This is a genomic window from Fibrella forsythiae, assembly GCF_017353175.1.
Lineage (GTDB): Bacteria > Bacteroidota > Bacteroidia > Cytophagales > Spirosomataceae > Fibrella > Fibrella forsythiae.
Genome location: NZ_JAFMYW010000007.1, coordinates 287,883 through 310,567 on the forward strand (window position 1 = coordinate 287,883; position 22,685 = coordinate 310,567).

At 50.9% G+C, this 22,685-nt stretch carries 21 protein-coding genes; 8 read left to right on the plus strand and 13 right to left on the minus strand.

Annotated features, from left to right (window positions below; genetic code table 11):
* Window positions 1-62: 62 nt before the first annotated feature.
* Both J2I46_RS22225 and J2I46_RS22230 read right to left on the minus strand, forming a co-directional pair.
* On the minus strand, window positions 63-1,718 hold the full coding sequence (locus tag J2I46_RS22225) for a UxaA family hydrolase (protein WP_207331262.1): 1,656 nt from the start codon (window positions 1,716-1,718) through the stop codon (window positions 63-65).
* Window positions 1,715-3,244 (minus strand): tagaturonate reductase, encoded by a 1,530-nt coding sequence (locus J2I46_RS22230; protein WP_207331263.1) that lies wholly within the window; start codon window positions 3,242-3,244, stop codon window positions 1,715-1,717. The genes J2I46_RS22225 and J2I46_RS22230 overlap by 4 nt, the downstream gene beginning before the upstream one ends.
* A 337-nt stretch (window positions 3,245-3,581) precedes the next feature.
* On the opposite strand from J2I46_RS22230, the gene J2I46_RS22235 reads away from it, so the two are divergent.
* The gene (locus tag J2I46_RS22235) at window positions 3,582-4,601 is read left to right on the plus strand and encodes a LacI family DNA-binding transcriptional regulator (RefSeq protein WP_207331264.1); all 1,020 of its coding nucleotides are present in this window, start codon (window positions 3,582-3,584) and stop codon (window positions 4,599-4,601) included.
* A gap of 169 nt (window positions 4,602-4,770) precedes the next feature.
* On the opposite strand, the gene J2I46_RS22245 is transcribed toward J2I46_RS22235, so the two are convergent.
* Window positions 4,771-6,402 carry a glycoside hydrolase family 28 protein gene (locus tag J2I46_RS22245; RefSeq protein ID WP_207331265.1) on the minus strand — a complete coding sequence of 544 codons (1,632 nt, stop codon included), beginning with the start codon at window positions 6,400-6,402 and terminating at the stop codon, window positions 4,771-4,773.
* Between the two features lie 241 nt (window positions 6,403-6,643).
* Between J2I46_RS22245 and J2I46_RS22250 the strand changes: the two genes are divergently transcribed.
* Both J2I46_RS22250 and J2I46_RS22255 read left to right on the plus strand, forming a co-directional pair.
* On the plus strand, window positions 6,644-7,057 hold the full coding sequence (locus J2I46_RS22250) for an Xre family toxin-antitoxin system antitoxin (RefSeq protein ID WP_207331266.1): 414 nt from the start codon (window positions 6,644-6,646) through the stop codon (window positions 7,055-7,057).
* Window positions 7,058-7,070: 13 nt separating this feature from the next.
* Window positions 7,071-7,517 (plus strand): RES family NAD+ phosphorylase, encoded by a 447-nt coding sequence (locus J2I46_RS22255; RefSeq protein WP_207331267.1) that lies wholly within the window; start codon window positions 7,071-7,073, stop codon window positions 7,515-7,517.
* Here the strand turns inward: J2I46_RS22255 and J2I46_RS22260 are convergent.
* From J2I46_RS22260 to J2I46_RS22270, 3 genes are read right to left on the minus strand one after another with little or no spacing between them, the layout of a single operon-like run.
* Window positions 7,510-8,106, minus strand: coding sequence for an acyl carrier protein phosphodiesterase (locus tag J2I46_RS22260; RefSeq protein ID WP_207331268.1), 597 nt, complete (start codon window positions 8,104-8,106; stop codon window positions 7,510-7,512). The two genes, J2I46_RS22255 and J2I46_RS22260, sit on opposite strands and share 8 nt — an antisense overlap.
* Window positions 8,103-8,624 carry a deoxycytidylate deaminase gene (locus J2I46_RS22265; protein WP_229379889.1) on the minus strand — a complete coding sequence of 174 codons (522 nt, stop codon included), beginning with the start codon at window positions 8,622-8,624 and terminating at the stop codon, window positions 8,103-8,105. Before J2I46_RS22265 ends, J2I46_RS22260 begins: the two co-directional genes overlap by 4 nt.
* A 27-nt stretch (window positions 8,625-8,651) precedes the next feature.
* The gene (locus tag J2I46_RS22270; protein WP_207331269.1) at window positions 8,652-9,287 is read right to left on the minus strand and encodes a 3-keto-disaccharide hydrolase; all 636 of its coding nucleotides are present in this window, start codon (window positions 9,285-9,287) and stop codon (window positions 8,652-8,654) included.
* 253 nt (window positions 9,288-9,540) lie between these two features.
* Here J2I46_RS22270 and J2I46_RS22275 point away from each other — a divergent pair, with 253 nt between their 5' ends.
* A complete protein-coding gene (locus J2I46_RS22275) occupies window positions 9,541-11,127 on the plus strand; it encodes a choice-of-anchor Q domain-containing protein (RefSeq protein WP_207331270.1) in 1,587 nt (528 codons plus the stop codon).
* Window positions 11,128-11,190: 63 nt separating this feature from the next.
* Here the strand turns inward: J2I46_RS22275 and J2I46_RS22280 are convergent, their stop codons facing one another.
* Together J2I46_RS22280 and J2I46_RS22285 are read right to left on the minus strand one after the other, a co-directional pair.
* Window positions 11,191-12,519, minus strand: coding sequence for an ABC1 kinase family protein (locus tag J2I46_RS22280; protein WP_207331271.1), 1,329 nt, complete (start codon window positions 12,517-12,519; stop codon window positions 11,191-11,193).
* 99 nt (window positions 12,520-12,618) lie between these two features.
* Entirely contained in the window at window positions 12,619-13,323 is a 705-nt protein-coding gene (locus tag J2I46_RS22285; protein WP_207331272.1) for a TetR/AcrR family transcriptional regulator, read from the minus strand.
* Between the two features lie 73 nt (window positions 13,324-13,396).
* Here J2I46_RS22285 and J2I46_RS22290 point away from each other — a divergent pair, with 73 nt between their 5' ends.
* Window positions 13,397-13,921 carry a DinB family protein gene (locus J2I46_RS22290; protein ID WP_207331273.1) on the plus strand — a complete coding sequence of 175 codons (525 nt, stop codon included), beginning with the start codon at window positions 13,397-13,399 and terminating at the stop codon, window positions 13,919-13,921.
* Here J2I46_RS22290 and J2I46_RS22295 read toward each other — a convergent pair.
* Together J2I46_RS22295 and J2I46_RS22300 are read right to left on the minus strand one after the other, a co-directional pair.
* On the minus strand, window positions 13,875-14,684 hold the full coding sequence (locus J2I46_RS22295; RefSeq protein WP_207331274.1) for a CPBP family intramembrane glutamic endopeptidase: 810 nt from the start codon (window positions 14,682-14,684) through the stop codon (window positions 13,875-13,877). The two genes, J2I46_RS22290 and J2I46_RS22295, sit on opposite strands and share 47 nt — an antisense overlap.
* A gap of 51 nt (window positions 14,685-14,735) precedes the next feature.
* Window positions 14,736-15,644, minus strand: a complete 909-nt coding sequence (locus tag J2I46_RS22300) for a carboxypeptidase-like regulatory domain-containing protein (RefSeq protein ID WP_207331275.1) — start codon at window positions 15,642-15,644, stop codon at window positions 14,736-14,738.
* Window positions 15,645-15,834: 190 nt separating this feature from the next.
* Between J2I46_RS22300 and J2I46_RS22305 the strand changes: the two genes are divergently transcribed.
* Together J2I46_RS22305 and J2I46_RS22310 are read left to right on the plus strand one after the other, a co-directional pair.
* Entirely contained in the window at window positions 15,835-16,773 is a 939-nt protein-coding gene (locus J2I46_RS22305; RefSeq protein ID WP_207331276.1) for a LytTR family DNA-binding domain-containing protein, read from the plus strand.
* A gap of 138 nt (window positions 16,774-16,911) precedes the next feature.
* Window positions 16,912-17,667, plus strand: a complete 756-nt coding sequence (locus tag J2I46_RS22310) for a hypothetical protein (RefSeq protein WP_207331277.1) — start codon at window positions 16,912-16,914, stop codon at window positions 17,665-17,667.
* Between the two features lie 53 nt (window positions 17,668-17,720).
* Here the strand turns inward: J2I46_RS22310 and corA are convergent, their stop codons facing one another.
* The 3 genes from corA to J2I46_RS22325 form a co-directional block, all read right to left on the minus strand.
* Window positions 17,721-18,671: a magnesium/cobalt transporter CorA gene (gene corA / locus J2I46_RS22315; RefSeq protein WP_207331278.1), complete on the minus strand. Its 951-nt coding sequence runs from the start codon at window positions 18,669-18,671 to the stop codon at window positions 17,721-17,723.
* Between the two features lie 22 nt (window positions 18,672-18,693).
* Window positions 18,694-19,917 (minus strand): MFS transporter, encoded by a 1,224-nt coding sequence (locus tag J2I46_RS22320; RefSeq protein WP_229379890.1) that lies wholly within the window; start codon window positions 19,915-19,917, stop codon window positions 18,694-18,696.
* A gap of 81 nt (window positions 19,918-19,998) precedes the next feature.
* The gene (locus tag J2I46_RS22325) at window positions 19,999-20,568 is read right to left on the minus strand and encodes a DinB family protein (protein ID WP_207331279.1); all 570 of its coding nucleotides are present in this window, start codon (window positions 20,566-20,568) and stop codon (window positions 19,999-20,001) included.
* A gap of 551 nt (window positions 20,569-21,119) precedes the next feature.
* On the opposite strand from J2I46_RS22325, the gene J2I46_RS22330 reads away from it, so the two are divergent.
* A complete protein-coding gene (locus tag J2I46_RS22330; RefSeq protein ID WP_207331280.1) occupies window positions 21,120-22,625 on the plus strand; it encodes a capsule assembly Wzi family protein in 1,506 nt (501 codons plus the stop codon).
* Window positions 22,626-22,685: the final 60 nt, after the last annotated feature.

A 22,685-nucleotide genomic window follows, 5' to 3' on the forward strand; every position in this document is an offset into this window, starting at 1 on the left:
ATTGCTGTCAACGAATGACAGCCTATGCTCTGCGCCCCGGCACACTAACCATGAATGCTATTTTACAAAGAAACGCCCCGTTTCCAGGGAATGAAATCGTCCTGACCGTGGCGAACGGCTGCTACTTCTACCTGGCCACTTGCCACACTGATGATCTGTTCCAACATACGTTCGCCCGCCTGCTGAATCGTTTCGTCGCCATCAATCACTGAACCCGTGTTGATGTCGATGATGTCGGGCATCCGGCGAGCCAGGGCGGTATTGCTACTGATTTTTATTACAGGAGCAATCGGGTTACCGGTTGGCGTGCCCAGGCCTGTTGTAAACAGCACTACAGTTGCCCCGGAGGCCACTTCTGCCGTGGTCGATTCCACGTCGTTACCAGGCGTACAAAGTAGGTTCAGTCCCGGTTTGGTCACCAGCTCCGGGTAGTCCAGTACGTCAACGATTGGCGCGGTTCCACCTTTCTTCGCCGCCCCCGCCGACTTCATGGCGTCGGTAATCAGCCCATCGCGGATGTTACCCGGCGACGGGTTCATGTCGAATCCTGAACCGGCCTCTTTAGCCCGAAGGGCATAGGTACTCATCAGTTCGCGGAATCGGCTGGCCGTTTCAGTATCCACGCACCGATCGCAAAGTTCCTGCTCCACGCCGCATAGCTCGGGAAACTCCGACAGAATCACAGTGCCACCCAGTGCCACAACCAGATCAGACGCATGGCCAACAGCCGGGTTGGCCGAAATGCCCGAGAAGCCATCAGACCCACCGCATTCCAGCCCGATAACCAGTTTGCTCAGGGGCGCTGGCTGGCGAACCTGCGTGTTGGCCTGCATCAATCCAGCGAAGGTTTGGCGCAAGGCCTGACCGAGTAATGCTTCTTCAGTACCGATTGCCTGCTGCTCGAGCATAAATAACGGCTTATCAAAATTCGGGCTTCGCTTCTGAATTTCTTCCTGTAACATAGCGGCCTGCGCATTCTGGCAACCCAGGCTCAGTACGGTTGCACCCGCTACGTTTGGGTGGGTAATGTAGCCCGCCAGTAGCCCGCATAGGGCCTGCGCATCCTGACGAGTCCCCCCGCAACCGCCTTCGTGCGACAGAAACTTTACACCGTCTACATTTGGAAAAAGGCGCTGCTTCCCTCCTGCCAACTGATCGGCGCCCTGCAGGTCGGCCTGAAGCACCTCTTCAACCGTGCGGCCAGCCTGCACCAGCGCCATCAGTTCGTGGGTCTGCTTTTGCCAGGTACGTTGCTGGCCATAACCAAGATCCGTGACCAGCGCCTCTTTCAGCACCTGAATATTGCGATTCTCACAAAACACGAGTGGAATCACCAGCCAGTAGTTGGCTGTGCCAACACGCCCATCAGACCGGTGATAACCCATGAACGTCTGATTCTGCCATTTGTCAATGGCTGGCGCTTTCCAGGTCGAGGTTTCTGAGCCAAGATCGTAACTATTGGTAGCGTGCTGCACATTGAACGTTGTCAGCCGACCTCCAGCCTGAATGGGCTGCTTTGCCTTCCCAACCAGTACGCCATACATGGTGATTGGATCGCCGGGCGCTAATTCATTGATCGTCAGTTTGTGTTTAGCCGGAATAGCCTCTGTAACGGGTAGGTACGTTCCGTTATTCAGCACCTGTTCCCCCGGTTCGAGGTCGGAAAGGGCTACCAGCACGGAGTCATCTGGGTGAATCTTCAATACATTCGTTTTCATACAGTTACAGCTTCTACTGCCGAGAAATAGCCCGATAAGGTTTCCCGAACCCCGCTATTGATCAGCTGCGTTAAGTGACTGGCCACAGAAGAGGCAAAGCCAGGTACTTGCGATAAATCATGGCCCCAGAGCGTTGTATTCTGAAGCACCGTTGTTGTCAGTTCTTCCGGCGTGAGACGGGCCCACAGATCGGCAAAATACCCGGCCTGATCATCGTAGATGTTGTATGTTTCGCCGTTTCGTTCACCGCACCAGGTATCTTCCTGCTGATGCGTAGCGCGCATAAACAGGAGATAAGCCGCAAACCCAATGGCCATGTAACGGGGCGTGACCTGCCATTGCCGGTAGTAATGGATCAGCGTAGGTACGTTCCTCATCTGCATCTTCGCCGTATACTGCATCGTAATTGCCAGCCAGCGATGTTCTATGTATGGGTTACGAAAGCGATCCAGCACTTGAAAACCAAATCGTTGTGCCACCTTTTCATCTACCGAATAAGGTATTCCCGGAATCAGCTCGGCCAGCATGACGCTCTGCATGAAAGCCGAGAGCACCTCATCTTCCATGGCCTCCCGAACGGTGTCTAGTCCGCTCAGAAACGCCAGTCCGCAGCTCAGCGTATGCGTTCCGTTCAGCAGTCGGAGTTTCAGTTCGCGAAACTGGTCAATATTGGGACGGATGACAACGCCTTCGTCGGCCTTGTGAAACGAGAGTACGTTCTTCACCTGCTCGTCGCCCTCGATTGCCCACAGCCTGTACGATTCAGAGATGGTCAGCAAATCATCTTCATACCCGAGCATTTCGGTCAGCGCATGGTGTGTAGCCGGGTCAGGGCGCCCCGGGACAATCCGGTCGACCAGCGAATTACAGCAAGTATTTGCCGTTTCGAGCCAGTCGATGAAGGCACCGTCGAGCCCATTCAGATGGGCCAGTTCCAACAGAATATCGTTAAGTTTGGTCCCGTTTTCTGAGATAAGCTCTGTGGGTACAATAACCAGGCCTTTAGTTGGGTCACCGTTGAACGCCTCGTAACGGGCGTGTAGTACGGCCAGCAGCTTGCCGGGAAAAGATACAGGCGGGAACTGGTTTATGTCGTCGTGAACCAATTGAATACCGACCTCAGTGGTATTTGAAATAACAACCTGAAGATCAGCGCTTACGGCCACTTTCAGAATGTCACTCCATTGTTTTTTCGCCGACAATACCCGGCTGATGGCCGCACACACCACGTTTTCTTCAACCAGCTTTTGGTTCTCAACCCCCCGGATGCAGAGTGTATACAGATTATCCTGCTGAGCAAAGGCCGACATGTCGCCCCCATCCGTGGATTTTACGACCACAATCCGGCCATTGAAAATACCCTGCCGGTTTGCCTTATCGATCAGGAAATCGGGCAACCCCCGCAGCAGTACTCCTGTTCCAAATTGCAGTACCCGCTCGGGCAAAGTCATCAACGACTCATCAGGCATGCTGATGTCTGGTCGTGATGAGCTGGTCAGGAGTGAGTTTTTAGATAGAAGATTCATATTACTTCGATAGATTTTTATCCTGGCTTGGGAAATCGGCTGTTATCATTCTTCGTGGAAAGGGAGCCGATAGATGCACAAAAAATTGTCTTTTTTGGAGAAATAGCTTGTAAAACTAAAAGCGACAAGTACCCGGGCAACTCAATAAGATTAGACAGTTAATAGTTTAGATAGAAATTAATTGAGAAATTTATTCATGCAAACGTTATCGGGAACGTTACCGGATTGGCGACATGCCCGAAAACAAGGTACATTTGAGTAGTTGGTCTGTTACCAATCCTTATTTAGGCCTATCTTCGTCAGCAAGCATTTTTTTGTACTTTACCAATACGCCCCCTTGGATACTATTACCATAAAAGATATTGCCCGTGCGCTGAATCTCTCAACGTCGACCGTCTCACGCGCCTTACGGGATAGCTACGAAATCAATGCTGAAACCAAGCGGCTGGTGATTGAGTATGCGGAGCGGCTGAACTACCGCCCCAACCCGATTGCGCTCAGTTTAAAAGAAAACCGCAGCCGCGTAATCGGTGTGATTGTGCCCCAAATTGCCAATAATTTCTTTTCTCAAACCATCAATGGCATCGAAGCGGTGGCCTATAGCCGAGGCTATCACGTTATTATTTTTCAGACCCACGAATCATTCGAGCGAGAGATTCTGACAGTGCAACAGGCTGTGGCCCGAAAGGCGGATGGGCTGTTGATCTCCCTCTCCAGCAGTACCTCCGACGTGACGCACCTCTGCCAGCTACAGGAGAAGAAACTGCCCATCGTTCTTTTCGACCGGGTCTCCAATGAATTGGATTCTCCCAGTGTCACGGCCGATAATTTCGGTGGCGCGTTTGCAGCTACGGAACACCTGATTCAAACGGGTCGTCGGCGCATTGCCCACCTGACCATCCCCCCCTACATTTCGATCACCCAGGAACGCCTGGCAGGATACCGGGCGGCTCTTGACAAATACGGTATTCCCTACGATGAATCGCTGGTCAGATACGCTGGTTTTGGTCAGGATGAAGTAGAGCCGATAGTCGATGATCTGCTCCGGCAATCGCCCGACGCGTTTTTCGCCGCCAGTGACCGGCTGGCGCTGGGTTGTCTGGAAGCGCTCAAAAAACGCAATATTGCCATTCCCGAAACCGTTTCGTTGATTGGTTTCACCAACATCACCGTTGCCAATCTGTTGTCGCCGTCGATGAGTACGGTTGAACAACCGGCCCTGGAAATTGGCCAGTTAGCCGCCGAACAGTTGTTCAATATGATCGAAGGGAAACAGAAGATTCCGCAGCCAGGCATCATCCGCATACCCACCCGCATGGTCATCCGCGAATCATCGCAGCGGAGTTTGGTTGGTTGACTGGTTGGTTGGTTGACTGGTTGATTGGTTGACTGGTTGGTTGGTTGGTTAATTGGTTGATTGGTTGATTGGTTCATCACCAACGCGCGATTAGCTTACAACCAGTCAACCAACTAACCAATTAACCAGTCAACCAACCAACCAGTCAACCAACCAACCAATTAACCAACTAACCAATCGTCAGCGCGTTCGTGGGCACACCGGCGGTGGTTTCTACTACCTTTTTCGCCTTAGCCTTGTCTGTATTCAATAGTTTAATAGTGTTTGATCGGTCGCCGGAAATATGCATCAGCAGATCAGCGCCATCGTTGTAGCGGATAGTATCGAACGTCAGGTTGCGGCTGTTCTGAATCTGCATCACCGTTTTAGCAGGCGTAATCAGCGCGACGTTTTTCAGTTTGATTCGTTCGGCTTCGATACAAATTAACCCTTTCCGGCTCTGTAGTACGGCGTTTTCGATCAAAATATCGCGCACGGCCATTTCGGGAAGCCCACGAATCATGATGCCCGTTTCGGCGCCTTTGCAGGTCACGTTCCGAATCTCGAACGAGCGGAACTGAGGCGTTCCCGCTGACAACGGCTGGGCTGGAATTTCAGGCAGTTCATTTGATTCGCCATGCTGCGGCACCGGATCTTTAGCAGCGTAGTACATATCGAACAGAATAGCTTCGCCGGCAATATCAGTCATGTCGATGCCGTCGATAAAGATGTTCTCCACAACACCGCCTCGCCCCCGTGCCGTTTTAAACCGTAGCCCAACGTCGGTGCCCATGAAGGTGCAGTTGGAAACGAACAGGTTCTTAACCCCGCCCGACATTTCGCTGCCGATAACAAAGCCACCATGGGCATGGTAGACCTTGCAATTTCTGACAATGATGTTTTCGGTTGGCACACCCCGCTTCCGCCCTTGCTCGTCCCGGCCTGATTTGATACAGATGCCATCATCGCCCACGTCGAACAGACAATTTTCGACCAGTCCGTTTTTACACGACTCCAGGTCAAGGCCATCGCCATTCTGGGCATACCAAGGATTTTTTACCGTTACGTTGCGTAACGTAATATCCTGGCAAAGCAACGGGTGCAGACACCAGGCTGGCGAATTCTGGAACGTTACACCCTCGAGCAAAATACGTTTGCAGCGCGTCAGGCTGAACATATTCGGCCGTAGAAAGTCCTTGATAGCCTCGTAATAGGCTTTATCCTGACCGCCTTTGATACTCATGGATGCCCCTTTCAACGACTGCGCCGACGGATACCAGGTATCCTGTTTATCATTGACAACCCCACCCGAGGCAACCAGTTTTTTCCACTGGTCAGATGTGAGTTTACTTTTCTTGACCATCCGCCAGGCATCGCCGGCTCCATCCAGAATACCCTCACCCGTGATGGCAATATTTTCCAGGTCGACGCCCGAAATAGGTGCCTGGTTCCGAATGGCCTCTTCCCCTTCCCAGGTTGTTGCCACCAGCGGATAGGCGTCGCGCTGGCTTGTGAATTGTAGCAACGCGCCTTTGGCCAAATGTAGATTGACGTTATTCTTCAACGTGATTGGGCCGGTCAGCCAGAGACCACGCGGCACCAGAACAACACCCCCTCCGGCTTTACTACACTGATCAATTGCCCTGATTAAGGCAGTTGTGTTCGGCGTAAGCCCGTCAGCAACTGCGCCAAACCGGCTGATCGGCAAGGTATCTCTCCTGAATTTAGTAGTCGCTACCTTCGGTAATTCAGGGCGGCTCTCTGGCGCCAGCCGAAAGGCCGACGCTATGACTACTAGCGCAATTGCTACGCGTTTTTTCATGGTATTGTTGGGAAGTAAAGGCTATTCGATTGCCCACTCAACGGGAGGCCAGTTGCACACACGCCACAAACTGATTGATAAATTGACCCTTCAATCATCACTTATTCAAGAAACGGTTGCCTTTTTTTTACGCAATCGTTGCCGGGAACGATACCACCGGCAAGAGCAGTGTATTTTGTCTCTTTTTTTGAGACAAACTTCCGTAGATTCGCGTTGTCAATGAATAGCAACTAGGTCAGCGATGAGAAAGTCAGCATTCGGGCGCTATGAGTCGCTCATTCGGGATAAGATCACGATTGTATTGTCGTCGCGGCGCGGCGTCGATTCGGTCCTGTTTTTTGATCTGGCCGAGTTGACTGGCTACAAGCGTGAAGAGATGGCTTCTTTATTCGATACCTCGCTCAAAACGCTGCTTCGGTACAAGGAAACCAACCGCAAGCTGAGTCCGGTAGCGGGCGAACTGGCCTTGAAAATGATGGCGCTGTTCCAACATGGCGAATCCATTTTCGGAAGTATTGCCGAGTTTAGAAGCTGGCTCGACGTGCCGGCCTATGGCCTTGGTAATCAGCGACCTTTCGACTTAATGCAAACGTCGGGCGGTATTGATCTCATCGACGATGAACTCGCCCGGATTGAATTCGGGGCGTTAGCTTAGGGTATTGGTGTAGATGGAGATTTACCGAATCACCCTGGCGAAATGGGCCGACAGTTTAGTAGCGTCGGGACGGGCCGCCCGCTGGAATTCAGCCGATCGTTTCATGATCTACACGGCATCATCCCGGGCATTAGCCTGCCTCGAAAACGTTGTTCACCGAACCGGACGCGGCCTTCAGGCCGATTTCCGAACCATCTGCATCAACGTACCTGATACACTTCCCATCGTAACAATCGAGCTTGACTCACTACCCAAAAACTGGGACGATTATGAACAGTATGGCCGATGTCAGCAACTGGGCGATACCTGGCTGAATGCGCGCCAATCGGCCATTTTGCGCGTGCCATCGGCCATAGTACCGGCCGAGTTCAACTTCTTATTAAATCCCCAGCACTCGGATTTCACCCAAATCAGGATCGACCGTATCGAACCTTTTCGATTCGACAGCCGCATCAAGTAAGGCTAGCAATCGTTTGCCGGATATGTGCGGCCAACTGAGGCCAAAATCGCAGGAAATGCAGGTTAATGGCATCGTAATGAAGCACCAGATCGTCAACGGCAGTGTCGAGGCCAGACGGAAACTGGGTACGTCGCGCCAATCCTGACAGAGCTCGGTCGATGCCTGCCGTAGTCTGGTAATGCCGTAGCCAGTCTTGCTCCATCATGTAATGCGCCATTCGAGCGGCGCGGGGTGGCAGACGGTCAGCGCGTTCGCGCAACGATTGATACACGTACCCAACAAATTCGTCCAGGTTATCGCCGGTGAGTTCCTTGAACTGCGTAGCCAGGAAATGGTCAAAAAACACATCAACAGCCACGCCGGCGTACTTATGGCAACGCGGATGCAGTATGTTGCATACCGCCAGCACTTCGGCATGTGCATCGGTAAATGCGTCTATGGCCCGGTGAATACGAATGCCACCCACCTCACCCGGCAACAGCCCATGCCGTGGATGAGTCGGGTCGCCTTTTATGAAGTCACCAATGAAATTCCCGATCAGGTAATCGTCGTTTCGGCCCGACAGCCAGGCGTGAGCAAGTAAATTCATGCTACCCGCTCGCCGACAAGCGGCGTTTGAATGGGCTGCGATTGTTCCTGTAGCAGGAAGCCCGCCGTAGGAATATACCGCTCCACATCGACGCCAAACTTGGTCAGAAAGTCGACGCCCTCATCAGAGCCGATGCCTTTGTACTCGGCATACGAGTGCAGATAAACGACCCGACTGATCTTCATGCTAAAGATGATTCGGGCGCAGGCAATACAGGGCGACAGCGTGACGTATATCGTTGCTCCTTCAATGGCCGACCCGTTTTTTGCCGCATACAAAATGGCGTTCTGTTCGGCATGAAGGGCCAGCGAACACGACCCCTTTGAGTCGCGGGGACAGCCAACTTCAGGAAACTCTTCGTCGCAGTTGTGCGTACCGGCGGGCGGGCCGTTATAGCCGATGGAAATAATGCGCGTTTCCTTGGTCAGCACGGCCCCGACCTGCGCTTTAATGCAGTGTGACCGCTTGGCCAGATTAACGGCCAGTTCCATAAAAATATCGTCGAAACGGGGTTTCATAGGTTGGTGGGTAGTGGGCAGTACGGATTAATCGGGCAAAACACGTACCTGAATGTCTTTGAAATAGACTTTGCTTTTGGGGTCGTGGCCCTGCAACGCAATCGTGCCGCTGCTTAACTTCTGCGTGCCCGTTCCCTGGCTGATGCTCTCGGGTTCGGTGTAGGAGTTGATCACCTTATCGTTGATCAGGATAGTTACCTGATTGCCTTTCACGATGATCTGCTCGGTATACCATTCATCGTCTTTAACGAAGGTTTCCTTTACATCCTGCTTGCCGTAGACGCTACCTGTTTTGCGCCAATCAGTATGCGTCTGGTTCACCTGAATCTCGTAGCCTTTGCTGGGCCAGCCCGTCTCCTGATAGGCCGTGTGAATGAACATACCTGAGTTTGAACCGGGCATTGTTTTCACCTGTGCTTTCCACTCAAAGTTCTTGAAGTTATGATCATTTACAGGCCCTTCATAAAAGAGGTGTGCTCTTGGTCCAGCCACGACAATTGCACCGTCCTCTACACTGAACGTACCTGGATTTTCAGCCGCTTTCCAGCCATTAAGTGTTTTGCCATCGAACAGGCTTACCCAGCCTTTGGGGGCTTTTTGGGCAAAAGTAGCGCTGACCATGGTCAGCAGTAGGGCAATAGTCAAGGCAGCCGAATGTCTCATATCGGGGAGTTTATGGTTAAAGGGTAACGCAAAGAGGTTCAATCTACGTATTTACGCGTATTTCGGACATGCCCTGGAAATAACAGGAACAGAAAAGTTAGTTAGTTGGGCAATGCTATGCTTCGTAAAGATACAGATGAGCCGCATACAGGCATCCCAAGCGGGTAAACATACCGCAAAGCATGGAGTAAAGTAACGGACGGTACAAATTTTGTGACATAAAATGAGCCTGATTACCCCGTAATTTTCTACCATGCCAAACTTGTTACGACTTCTATTTTTCTTTTTCACCCTACCTGCCCTGGCTCAACCAATCGTTTATGTTACTCAGAAAGGAGCAGGCAATGCATCAGGCACATCGTGGACGAACGCCTTGTCAGGTACGTTGCTGGCGGGAAGAGTTGCCACCGCTTCCCCCGGCACCCAATTCTGGGTAGCCGCCGGTACGTATAAACCGACTACTACAACAGACAGAACGGCTTCGTTCAGCATTGCGTCGGGGGTGTCGGTGTATGGTGGTTTTTTAGGCACAGAACACACACTGAAAGAGCGATTGGCAGGAAACGCTGAAACTATACTCTCAGGTGATATTGGAATTGAAGGATATATAAAAGATAATACCCAAAGAATAATCAGAATAGGTGATGCACAGCAAGAAGTGCTAATTAGCGATATAGTTATCAGAAATGGCTACATAGGTGTCGGCGAAACTGATTATACACAACCAGGTGGAATATCTGGAATTATGGGTTCCGGAATAAGTATAAATGTTACGTTATCTAATCTAATTCTAAAAGTCGCAAATTGTAAATTTATTAGTAATATAAATGATTCAGGTATAGGAGATGGAGGGGCAATTGGCTTAAGAGCTTATTATAATGGCCATTGTAAACTTAGTATTACAAGTTGCACTTTCGTGGAAAATAGTTCTGCAAATGGTGGAGCTATTTACAGATTTGTATCGGAAGTTAACCCCAACAACGTCTTTATAGTAGATAATTGTGTATTTAACTCAAACAGATGTTTTGCTCGAGCTGGTGCATTCTTTAACGGAGCAGTTGGGGGTAGAGGAGATAATGTATTAATACAAAAATGTAAGTTTTATAATAATTCTTCACTTTATACCGCAGGAGCTATTTATTCAGGCAATACATGTATTGTAAGTGATTGTGTATTTGAAAATAATAGTGCATCAGAATCTGGAGGAGCAATTGATGGGTCTGGCAGTTTTTCAACTTTCATAAATTGTATTTTTGCAAAGAATAAATCTGCTAGAGGAGGAGCTGTTTATAGCACTTCTGCAAATAGTCTTACAGATCAAGCCTTTATTAACTGTACATTTTCCGAGAATTCAGCATTATTTTCTGGAAGCGCCTTTTTTAATACACTATCACAATTATATTATAATGTTCCTTTTAAAAATAAATTAGTTTTAAAGAATTGTATATTATGGAAGAACTTCTCCCCAGACTCTCTTGTGTTCAAACAGGATCTTTACGCATCTAATTACAACGACGGTCAAAGCTTACCAGATAGCTCTATACGCGCAAATTATCCGACAGTGACAAATTCAGTTATTCAATCGATTAACAAACAATTGTTTACAGGAAGTAACAACATTGACACTGACCCTCTTTTCGTCAATACTGTTGACGGTAATTTCCAGCTACAACCAAACAGCCCAGCGATTAACACTGGCGATCCGAGTACAGTTGGTCTACCTACCTTCGATTTGGCGGGTCAGATACGTATTCAAAACGGGCGAGTTGATATGGGGGCTTACGAGTTTGGCTGCGTACCCACAGCATGCCAGCCCGTTTTGGTACAGCGTATCAGATAGTCCTTAAATACAGAACGCCGCTGATTCGTGAATCAGCGGCGCTTTTATCAGCCATATCGTTTGCTAGAGGGTAGCTACTTCCTTCGGTTTCAACCACTCAGGCTTATTGGTAACCACCACGGCTTTTAGTTCATTCAGCATGGCGTACAGGCCATAATAGGTACGGTTGACGTACAACCCATCCTGCGAGCCGCGTACTACTTTCGACGAGCGGAGCTCTTCCATTTTAGATAACTTATCAGCAAAATCGTAGACCTTGGTGAAGTACTCGTCATTGCCAAAATCAAAGGAGTCGACGGCGAAGGGCTCGCCCAGCATGTCGATCATCTGCATGAACAGCTCGGAGAAAAACTTCCGGTCGCTTTTCGAGTCCTGGGGCACCAGAAATTCCAGGTTTTCAAAAATCTGCTGCGTCAGGACCTCGTCTTTCAGCGTGTCGGGGTTGATCAACTGGAAGTAGTTGTCGTAGTAATAGTCGGGAATCACCTTTACGCAACCGAAATCGATGACGCCCATCGTGCCGTCCGGGCGCATCAGAAAATTACCGGGGTGCGGGTCGGCGTGAACCTGACGGAGGTTGTGAATCTGGTGGTCGTAGAAATCCCACAGCAGTTGCCCAATCCGGTTACGCGCTTCCTGCGTCGGGTTGGTCGCCAGGAATTCTTTCAGGTGCAGCCCATCGAGCCAGTCCATCGTCAACACGCGCTTGCTCGACAGTTCGGGGTAGTATTTCGGAAACACAAGCCCGTCGATGTGCGAGCAGGCTTCTGATATTTCAACCGACCGCCGCAACTCCAGATCATAATCTGTTTCTTCCAGCAGTTTGCTTTCCACTTCACCCATGAACCGATCGATCTGGCGTTCATCGAGATTCAGCAACCGAACGGCCAATGGTTTGGCAATGCGCAGGTCTGACGTTACGCTGTCGGCTACACCGGGATACTGCACCTTGACGGCCAGCTTATTCCCCCATTTCCAGGCCGAGTGCACCTGTCCGATACTGGCGGCGTTGACCGAGTTGATATCGAATTTATCGTACAGTTCATTCGGTGATTTACCAAACAGTGTCCGAAACGTTTTCACAACCAACGGCCCAGACAGCGGCGGAGCCGAGTACTGCGACATAGCAAACTTGTCGCTGTAGGCCGTGGGCAGTATACCCCGGTCCATACTCAGCATCTGCGCCATTTTAAGCGCCGAGCCTTTCAGTTCGCTGAGTGCATCGTAGATATCGGCGGCATTATCACTATGCAGTTCGTCTTTCGTCATTGTCGGGTCGACAAGCCGCTTAGAATAGTGCTTAATGTAGTTGCCGCCCACTTTTACGCCAGCTTTCACAAACTGGCTGGCACGGGCAACTTTACTGGTCGGAACTGAATTTTGGGTTTTCATAAAGTGAAAAACGGAATGGGTGAAAGGCCGAATGAGTGACTAACGATCAGGTACGTTACCTGGCACAAGTGCGCGTTCACTCAGTCATGTTTTCACGCTTTATCTATTCTGATACGCGAACTTGGCAAAATCAAATAGCGTATCCAGCGGTGATCGGCCAATGAGGTCGAATGCCGTATTGACTGATTTTTCGATGGCTGTATCCGTTTTTTCAAACGATTTACTGACATCACGTACCCAGAAATCGAGGATAAATAACGTTTGTGTCCATAAGGCATTCGGGTAGCGATCTGTCAGAAATGGGCGGGGTTCCACCTCGCGACTTTCGCGGCCTTCGGCCAGCAGATCGCGGGCAAAATCGTAGAATGCTTCTTTAAACGGCATCAGCACCTGCGAGTTGCCGTTAGTACGGCGACCCAACATGCCTGCCTTTCCAATCGGCGACATACTGGCCATGTCATCGGCCACGCCCCGCCGACCAGCCGGGTTGAGCCTGCTGAAGCTGTACACCGCAAAACTGCGCTGAGCTTTCAACATCTCGACCCAGGTATAGTAGAAGGCCAGCAGTTTCTCCCTGACCGAATACGCCTGGTAGGTTGCGTCGGCTTCTATTGCCCGTTTAGCGTCGGTGAAGAAAGTCAGCCAGACATCGGCTTCAATCGCGTCGAAAGAGGCGTAGTAGTCGTAGAATTCAGCTTCAGATAGTTTTAGCTTCTTGGCGAACTGGAAGACGGAGGTGGGTTGTTTGCCGTTTTCAAGGACGAACTCAGTGTACGCCTTACGGATTTTTTCTAGCGTTTCCATATACTTAGGAAACGGCTTGTATACGGTAAAAGTTTAACGTTTGTGCGCAAACGTTAAACATTATCCAGTCACGATGAAGCAACCTGAAATCTGGCTCCGAGGGCCTCTACCGAACATACCTGCCTTGCTGCAACCTGCCGCACATGCGCTCATGCAAGCCTGCCTTGACGCCGAAACGGCCCTGATCGATTTTCCAGGTACGTTGCTCTGGGAAAGTCCCGCCGGGCTGGCCTCGGTGGGGTTTCATCTTCAGCATATAGCGGGTGTTCAGGACCGAATGCTGACTTACGCACAGCACCTACCGTTGACCGAAGCGCAGTTTGCTTTTCTACAGCAGGAAGGCAATCCAGTCAGCGGCCAGCCATCGGTTGACGAACTATTAGATCAGCTACGAAGGCAGACAGATCGTTCGGTAACGTACCTGAGTCAGGTTGACCCAGGTACGTTACCTGATTTCCGGCCGGTGGGCCGGGCTGGCCTGCCCTCTACGGTGGGCGGCCTGTTGTTTCACGCGGCTGAACATTCAATGCGGCATGTGGGGCAACTACTCGTTACAGCGCGAGTGCTGACGTTGCAGGTAAGCCCGCCGTCTGTTTAACCTCCTGATTCCACACCCTGGCTGTCCGGCCTTCCCGTTTCAGCATGCGCAGGGTGAACCAGATCGACAGTGCGATAGTGGCCACCCGGCACGCATTAGCCATCCACCCGCCCAGGGTCGAGTCAGCTACGGCGAATAGCCCCCACCAGGCGTTCATCAGCATATGAACGGCGATTGGCACCCAAAGGCTTTGCCAGGTCAGCCATAGCCAGGCAAACCAGAGTGCCCCGGCAAAAGTGACCGCAAATACGCCAGCGGCCTGTACGCCATTATGCGCCTGATACAGATGACCGACGCCAAACAGTATAGCCTGTGCTCCTACAGCTACCCAGAATGGCCAGCGCCCGTGCCGGAATAACTGCCCGAAAAGAAACGCCCGAAAAACTGTTTCTTCGGCTAGTGCGGCCCAGAACGAATTTTTGTAGACATCGAGAAGCATTTTTTCCGCCGGAGCATCAACAGGGGTAAGGAAAAGGGAAAAACCGATTAACATGGGCATTGTAAAAAGCAGCCCGATCATCAGCCCTTTCAGCGGATTAGCCTGCCAACCCAACTCAGCCAGCACCCGGCGTGGTTTGTGAAGTGCCGCAATGGTAAGGGCAGGAATGAGTATGTTCCAGACAAACCGGTAAGCCGTTAACCCAAGCAGCGAAAACGTACCGGGCGAGCCGAAACCGAGCGCTTTCATAATGGCATTTCGACTGAGGTAACCAAACAGGGTTACGCCCAGAATGGTAAGTGTGATGAGCAATGGCTTTTTCATACGATGTACGTTGATTAAGATTCGGGGACGCTTCAGGATGATGCGTCGGGTTTACCGGCTTAGCGTGACAGACTCCGGCTGTGGCAGCTGATCAGCACCAACGGTCGAGTAGGCCAGCGTCATGGGTGTGGTCATTCCCCGGAATTTCTTCCAGTTATTCTGACTACCATATTTGTACAGGTGTGTGGCGAAGACGGGCATTTGCAGAGGTAAAGCCAGGTACGTTCCCTTCCCCTCGCTCCTCACCCATTGCAAACTGGCCACCACATCGCCGCTGGCAACGATGTTATACGGAGCCAGGTCAACGGTGATCCAGTCGTTATGCTTTTCAGGTAGCGTTACATATACGTTGCGGGTCAGCAGTGGTCGCATGTTATTGGCTTCATAGATATTTACCCGTAGCGTTACCGACTTGAAATTGCTTTTTACGTAGGCCCGATACTCGGTCAGTACCGCAGGTTTGCCGGGCAGATTGAACCGGCGGCCAACTTCTGACCCAAGGTTCTGATCAGGCTCTGACCCGATCAGCATATTGTTCTTCATCCTGGTGTCGATCTTGCTCGATCCGACGGCCTTGCCGGCCGAGGCCAGTACCCGCACCTCGGCCAGTTGCTGTGCCATTTCGGTCAGCACCACCGGTACGTTGTTGGCTATTTCGCTTTGAAGTACGGCTACGGTGTACGTACCCGACCCGTAGCCCAGCATACTGAACCGGACCGAGTCGGCTGGGTTGGTTTCTGGTTTCAGCACCAGCGAGTAGCGGCCCTGCTCGTCCGAAACGGTACCTACTGCGGTACCCGGAATACCGATGTTGACGAAGGCGAGTGGTGTTCCATCGCTACGTTGCACACGCCCTGACAAACGGGCACGACTAACGGCGGGTATTGTCTGGGCGTGAGCTAAAAAAATAGTGAGGCAATAGGCTAGAAGCGCGAGGAGTGTGAATTTCAGGAGCGTCATGGCGTTACTGTTTTCAGGGTCGGTCTGTCTGTGACCAACGATGCAAACCTCGTCTGCGGACCTTGAGCTGGCAACTGCTCTGGAGTCAGATACGGGCTTTATCGGCCCAGATAAGGCTGACAGATCGCTCAATTGGCGCGAAATGCCTTAATTCTTGCCTGAAATACGGCCCGGTTTTTACCTTTGATCAATGACCGATGTGCCCTCCATCCCGCTCAACTTCCGTACCCGACTGCAATGGAAGCCTTTTCTGCTGCTCACACTGGTTGGTATCCTGTTGTATCAGCTGATGACCCTGCAGCGTACCGAAGGCAGCGATTTTGAACCGCTCCGACAGGGCAACGTGTGGCATTACCTGAAGATGCTGTTCGGCTACTACTACCTGTTTGAACTGGTATCCGTCCTGATCTTCGTCAGGCTGACACTCTGGTATGTCGACGTGCTAAAACTTCATAACCTGGAACCCTCATTGGGCGCAGTTGTACGGTATGAGCTCCTCTTTTTACCGTTGTTTCTGGTAAGTATCCTTGTGTTCGGACCCATTACCAACACGCTCCGCTACCTGGTTCTGTTTTACCCTAATTATGAGTGGACAGCCTATTTCCCGGAGTATTTTTTCACCGGGCGCATGTACGCCAATTACCTGCTTCCCTTTCTGATTGTGGGGTATGGATTCGTCAACATCAACCTTTTCCTCGACTACAATGCGTATCAGCAACAGCAACTCAACCGGCTGCGCAACCAATCGCCTACAGGTACGTTGACAGGCCTGGTTACCCCCGCCTACCCTACTCATATCGATGCCAGCGATGCGGAGGGCGAAACACGGATACCAGTGGCCGGTATCTGGTATGTTGAGGTTGAAAACAAAAGCTACATGGCCTACACCACCGGACGTACCTATCAACTTCGGAAAACGTTGAGCGAACTGGAAGCCGAACTGAACCCGGCACAGTTTTTTCGGATCAACCGGTCGGTGCTGCTTAATCTGGCGTACCTAAAGAACTTCTCATTCTGGGAAAACGATAAATACATCCTTCGCCTCACCGACAACAAAACAGAGTTTGTGATCCAGCGCACTCGCCTTAAGGAACTGAAAGAGCGAATTGGCAGTGAGCCTGCGCATTAATCGGGAGGTTTACCGATGGACGTTCCTACGGTCGGAGCTACTGTAAAAAAATGGAGAAATAACAGCCAGGAATGCATCAATAGCAGGAAACGGTACGTCTTTAGTGTGCCTTCAACGCTTGTTCGCTTCTCGTCACTCATGAAAAAGATTATCTCATTCTGCCTGATCAGCCTGTTAACTATCAGCGGCCACTTCGCCTACGGACAGGCTGGTACTTCTCAGAAAGCAACAGATGTACTACGCCTTGTGCTGACCAGACTACAGGCAATCCGGCACGTCAGTTACACCTATTATCGGGATGTGAATTACGTTTCAGAAAGCTATAGAAATGAGCTGTCGGGGACCACGTTCATTGACTTCCAGGCTCCCAAAAATGAGCTGGGTTTTGGCTTTCAGCTCGATAGTGATACCTATAAGCAGGTGTATGATGGGGCTGTCTATTTTATGCTGAACAAAAAGGAAAAGACCATGGATGTACAGAAACAGCCGAAGCGCAACGACTTTGCCTCCTTTTCGTTCTTTGTCAACTCGCCCGTCTCGCTCAGGACAGCGCTGGCGGCGATTATAGCGGATGAGACAGTGGCTAAAACCCTGCGTGACACGCTGGTCGGTTCTGATCCCTGTCAGTTAGTCCGCTTCACCTTGCCCAGTAAGACGATTGGCAACCTGGGTAGTCTGACCAGCCTGACTACCCAACGATCAATCATTTACAGTCTTTATATACGCACAAAAGACCACCTGCCGGTACAGGTAATTCAGACAAACAATATAACGCCAACCGATTACGTCCTGACCCGATTCTCAAATTATATCATCGATGGTGTTCGCCCGGAAGCAAACACATGGCACTATTTTATGCACGTAAATGAGTACAGAGCGACTATTCATAACTGACGCGCCTGTATACGATGCCGTTCGGGTAAAGGGAACACCGATCGTGTTGGCGTCTACAACCAGTTTTTCTTCTTGAAGAAATAGTAGGTAAGACCCGACGAAACCGCCATCAGCCCCAGCGCAAACAGGTAGCCGAAGCGCCAACTCAGTTCGGGCATGTCGGCGAAGTTCATCCCGTAGATACTGGCAATAAGTGTTGGCGGCAGCAGCACCAGCGACAATACGGTGAAGATCTTGATGATGTTATTCTGCTCCAGATTCACCAGACCAAGAAAGGTGTTCTGCAGGAATTCGAGCCGTTCGAAAATGAAATTCGTGTGATCGATCAGCGAGTTGATATCCTTGATGACGATGCGTAACCGGGCCTGCTCTTCCGACGTAAACCAGCCGTCAGACCGAATCATGGCCGATATAACACGCTGTTTATCAACCACGTTCTCACGAATAGACATAGTCAACTCCTGGTAATCATTGATTTGCAGCAACATTTCCCGATCCAGTTTCGCATCCAGATCAAGTTGCTTGTTAATGGCTTTCACCCGCGACGACAGCGATTCGACCAGATCGGCGTCGTAATCAATGCGCGATTCAAAGATGGCGATCATGATCTGGCCACCGTCTTTAAACGTCGTTCGCTTCGACTTGATTTTCTTCACCATATCGGCAAAGGTTTTCAGATCGGCGAAGCGGTAGGTGAACAAGACATCGTCTTTCAGCAGGAAGTTGACCGGCACCGTCCTGTATTCCTGATCGCGGGCAGGAATCAGGAAGTTTGAGTTGGCTACCAGCAGGTCATCTTCCTCAATGTAGCGCGAGCTACTCTCGATCTCAGACTGTTCCTGTTGCGACTGAAAACTAACGTCGAATTTGTCTTCTACACTCCTGATTTCATCGGGCGTAGGATTCTGGAGATCCACCCACAGGGTACGTTCGGTATCCTGAAACGAGTCGATGTCCCGAATTTTACGAACGGCCGTTTCATCCTGCTGAAAAATACGAATCATATACCAGAGCGAGCGTCGGCCGTTATACCAAATCAGAGGTTCGGGCGGGCTTTAAACGATTTCTTACGATCAATAGGTACCCCACCCCTACTACTGCAAGGCCAGCAGCAATACCAAACGCTGCAACGAGGGCCTGAGCAGCCATGTTGGTAAAGAACCAGCCTGCCGCCAATGCGCCCAGTCCGATGCCCAGTTCAAGCGCAATGTACAGGGTAGCCATGGCCCGGCCTCGAGTGGCCTCGTCGCTCAGATCAACCGCCCAGGCCTGCAAGGTGGGTGAATTCATTCCCCATGCCATGCCGTATACAATGGCCGAGCTGTAGAATAAGGCAACAGAATTAGTCACGGCCAGCATCACCAGTGAAACGGCCAGTACTACCGTGGCTACAATCATCACCGGGATTCGACCGTAGCGGTCCGACGATTTAGAAAACAACAGCCGAACCACCAACGACGCCAGCGTATAGACAGCAAAGAACCAGCCTTTATTGGCTACACCTACTGACTGGCTTAGCGCCGGGGCCAGAATGATAACAACGCCCGACGCAAACGAATTGAGTAGCTGCACGAAAAAAGGTGGTAAAACCCCCATATCAAACCATTCGTCTGAGCGTAACTTAAACAGACTCAATCGAAAAGGCTGGCGATTCTCCAATGTTTCGGGCAACCGGAGCAGAATACCGATCGACATCAGGGCGAAGCCCGACGAAGTATAGAACATAACGTTCATGCTGGCATTATTCACCAGAAAACTGCCAATCACCGGCCCGAGCGACATACCCGTTGCGGTAAATAAACCCAGTGCTCCCATGGCCTCGCCCCGGCGGTCGGCCGGTACGACGTCGGCCACGTAGGCCGATGTTGCCGTTGGTTTAGTGCCGGTTGAAAAGCCGTGAACCAGGCGGAGGGTTAAGAAGCCGGCAACGGTAATCAAGAATGGGTAAAGCAATCCGCAAAGGAAACAGACAATTGACCCGAACGCCATTACCGGAACCCGGCCGACAGTATCCGTTATCTTACCGCTAAACGGACGTGAAATGCCAGCTGTCAGGGTGAACAGGGCAATGATCAGACCGATGTATTCGCGTCCGCCCAGGGTAGTGAGGTACTCGGGCAGTTCGGGAATCATCATCGAAAAGCTGGCCGAGAAGAGGAAGTTGCTCAAACAGAGCAGCCAGAATGGCAGCGTATACAGTGATGGAGCGGCAAGCGAAGCAGAATCAGTTCGGTGCAGTTGAGTTGGCAAGCTGTATTGAGTTTATGGATGCCAGAGGTTAGATACCGGATTGTAGCCTGTTCGATAGCTAATCTTCTGGCGCCCAACATTCTAGTAGTAATCTTCGCGGTCGTAGGATGAGCCGAAGTCATCGTCAGAATCACGGAAACGGGTAACTCCTGCCGCTTTAAAGGTGAGGGCTTTTTTGAGAATCATTACCTGGCCTGCGTGATAGATATCGTGATTGATGATCCCATGCAGCAGGTCATAGTAGGTATAATCGCGCCCTGGAACAATTTCTTCCAGGAAATCGTCTTCATCGCGTTTATCGAGTTCATTGATCAATTCTTCCTGACTGAGGCTTAATTCCATCTGAAGGGCTTCCCACTCAAAATCGTCGATCTTCTCGGGAAGTTGACCAAAGTTCTTTTCGGGCGTCAGAATATCGAACTCCCCATCACCCTGCATTTTTTTCACGCAGAAGATGCGCCAGCTAGTCATGTGAAATAACAGTTCGGCAATTGAGTGTGTGTTGGGCGAGATCCGCAGGCTAGCCATTTCGGGCGTCACGTCGCGCATGACCTCGGCCACAGAAGGACCATGCCAGGCTTCTTCGCCTTCATACGTTGTATTCAGCAAATCAATGATTCGCAGGAGCTCGTCGTTATTGGGTTGTTCCATTTGTGCAGAACGTTACTTTTTTAGTACTAACTATCTATTTATCAGATTTTTATCAGTCGACCATGCGGTTATTTCTCCACTTTTATCCCCACACTGGCGGTTATCGGCCACTTTGTGTGTGTTGCAGATGCCTTCTTTCATCCGGAGCGGGTATAGCCCTCCGGGTGATAGACAGCGTCAGACTGACGATCTGTTATGTCTGCAAAGGTAGGGCAATATTGATGGTGTTCCGACAATTTGAGGGCCGGTACATACTTTTTGGGACTTCGTCTCAACTCCGTTTATTGAAAGGTAATGGGCCAGGCCTTGCCATTTCGTGAACGGATTAGCACGTTGATCACTACCAGTAGCTCACTAGTCTGTTTTACGGAACTTCTGGCCTAACTTTTGTGACGACATTCTATTTTGATGAGCACCCGGCCATGAAGCAGGTACGTTTAGTCAACTCTGAAAACTGGCACGCTACAACCGTATACTGATCAATAAATCGACATTCAGTTTCCTGGTCATTGATCATATACCATCACATTCTCTTGCAAACAAACGTATTCATGCGGCTTCTGATCCTGCTTGCTTTCTGTAGCCTCACAGTAGCAGGCCAAACCCGCAAACCTGTTGGTTATCAGCTTGAACTGGGCAGTTATTTACCCGTTCAGGGAGAGATTCCTTTCTGGCAACGGGCCAATCAATATGGCATCGTGCCCAGAAGTAACGGCAACCAGTTCGATCCGATTACGACCCTGCGCGGCGGTATCCGGGTCGATTATTACGGCAAACCCATCACCAAGCTGGATAGTCTCCGGGCTGTTCGGCGGCGGGTCGACTGGGGGTGGGGCGTTGACGCGGTCCTGAACAGCGCGAATATGAATCGGGACGTAGCGATTATTTTTCCTGAGGCATACGCAAAGGTGGCCTATCGCGGGGTGGAGTTGTATGCTGGCCGACGCCGTGAGATCGTTGGTCTGGTTGATTCAACGGTCTCATCTGGCTCGTATATCTGGTCGGGTAATGCCCTACCGCCCCTAAAAATCCAGCTAGGCACCAACGGCTGGCGACCACTCGGCAGCTTTCTTTCGATAAATGCTTTTTTTGCCCAGGGCTGGTTTGAGTATGAACGGTTTATCAAAGGGTCTATGCTCCACCAGAAAGCACTTTACCTGCGGTTGGGTAAGCCTTCGTGGAAAGTCTGGCTCTACGGCGGCATGAATCACCAGGTGCAATGGGGCGGTAATAACGAGACGTTGCCCGGCCAGTTTATCAGAAACAGTCAGCTCCCGGCCAGCTTTCATGACTACATAGATGTTGTACTGGGCAATAGTCTTGGCAACCGTACCCTGGATTCAACCAAGTACAGCCCGTTTGATTCGGGAAATCGTATTGGCAACCACCTGGGCACCGTTGATCTGGGCATGACGATTCGTACCCGTGCGTTTGATGTGCTGCTCTACCGCCAGAGTATTTACGAAGACGGGTCGTTGTTCTACCTGAGCAACATTGAAGATGGTTTAAATGGACTCCGCATCCAGAATAAACGCCCGACTCACCGCAGACTACGGCTCAACAAAGTGGTGTTTGAATTCCTGAATACGTTTAGTCAGGGTGGCGATACCTTTGAAAATGAAGAGGGCAGTAAACGTGGCCGCGATAATTATTTCAACCACGGACAGTACCGCGATGGCTGGTCATCATTTGGTCGTACCATTGGCACTCCCTTCATTGCCCCGTCAACGGATCTGGCCGCCCGATTTCCCGCGGCGTTCTTCACCAACAATAACCGTATACACATGTATCATATTGGCCTGGCCGGGACGCTCGCCCCACGCGTAGGGTTTATTGGCAAGTTTTCGTACAGCCAGAATGCAGGTACGTATGATGTGCCCTTCACAGCCACACAATTCTCTGGTTTTGTCGGGCTCGTGTCTCAACTCAACTGGCTGGGTGGAACGTTGCTCAGCACAACAGTCGCGTACGATAAAGGTGATCTGTATCCCGAGAATCTTGGCCTATATGTTAGCCTGAAAAAGCAAGGCCTCATCAGGTCGAGGTTTACCCGATAGCTCAGGTACGTTGCTTTTAAACGTAAAAAGTCGCCTCCGGTGCCGGAGGCGACTTTTTAC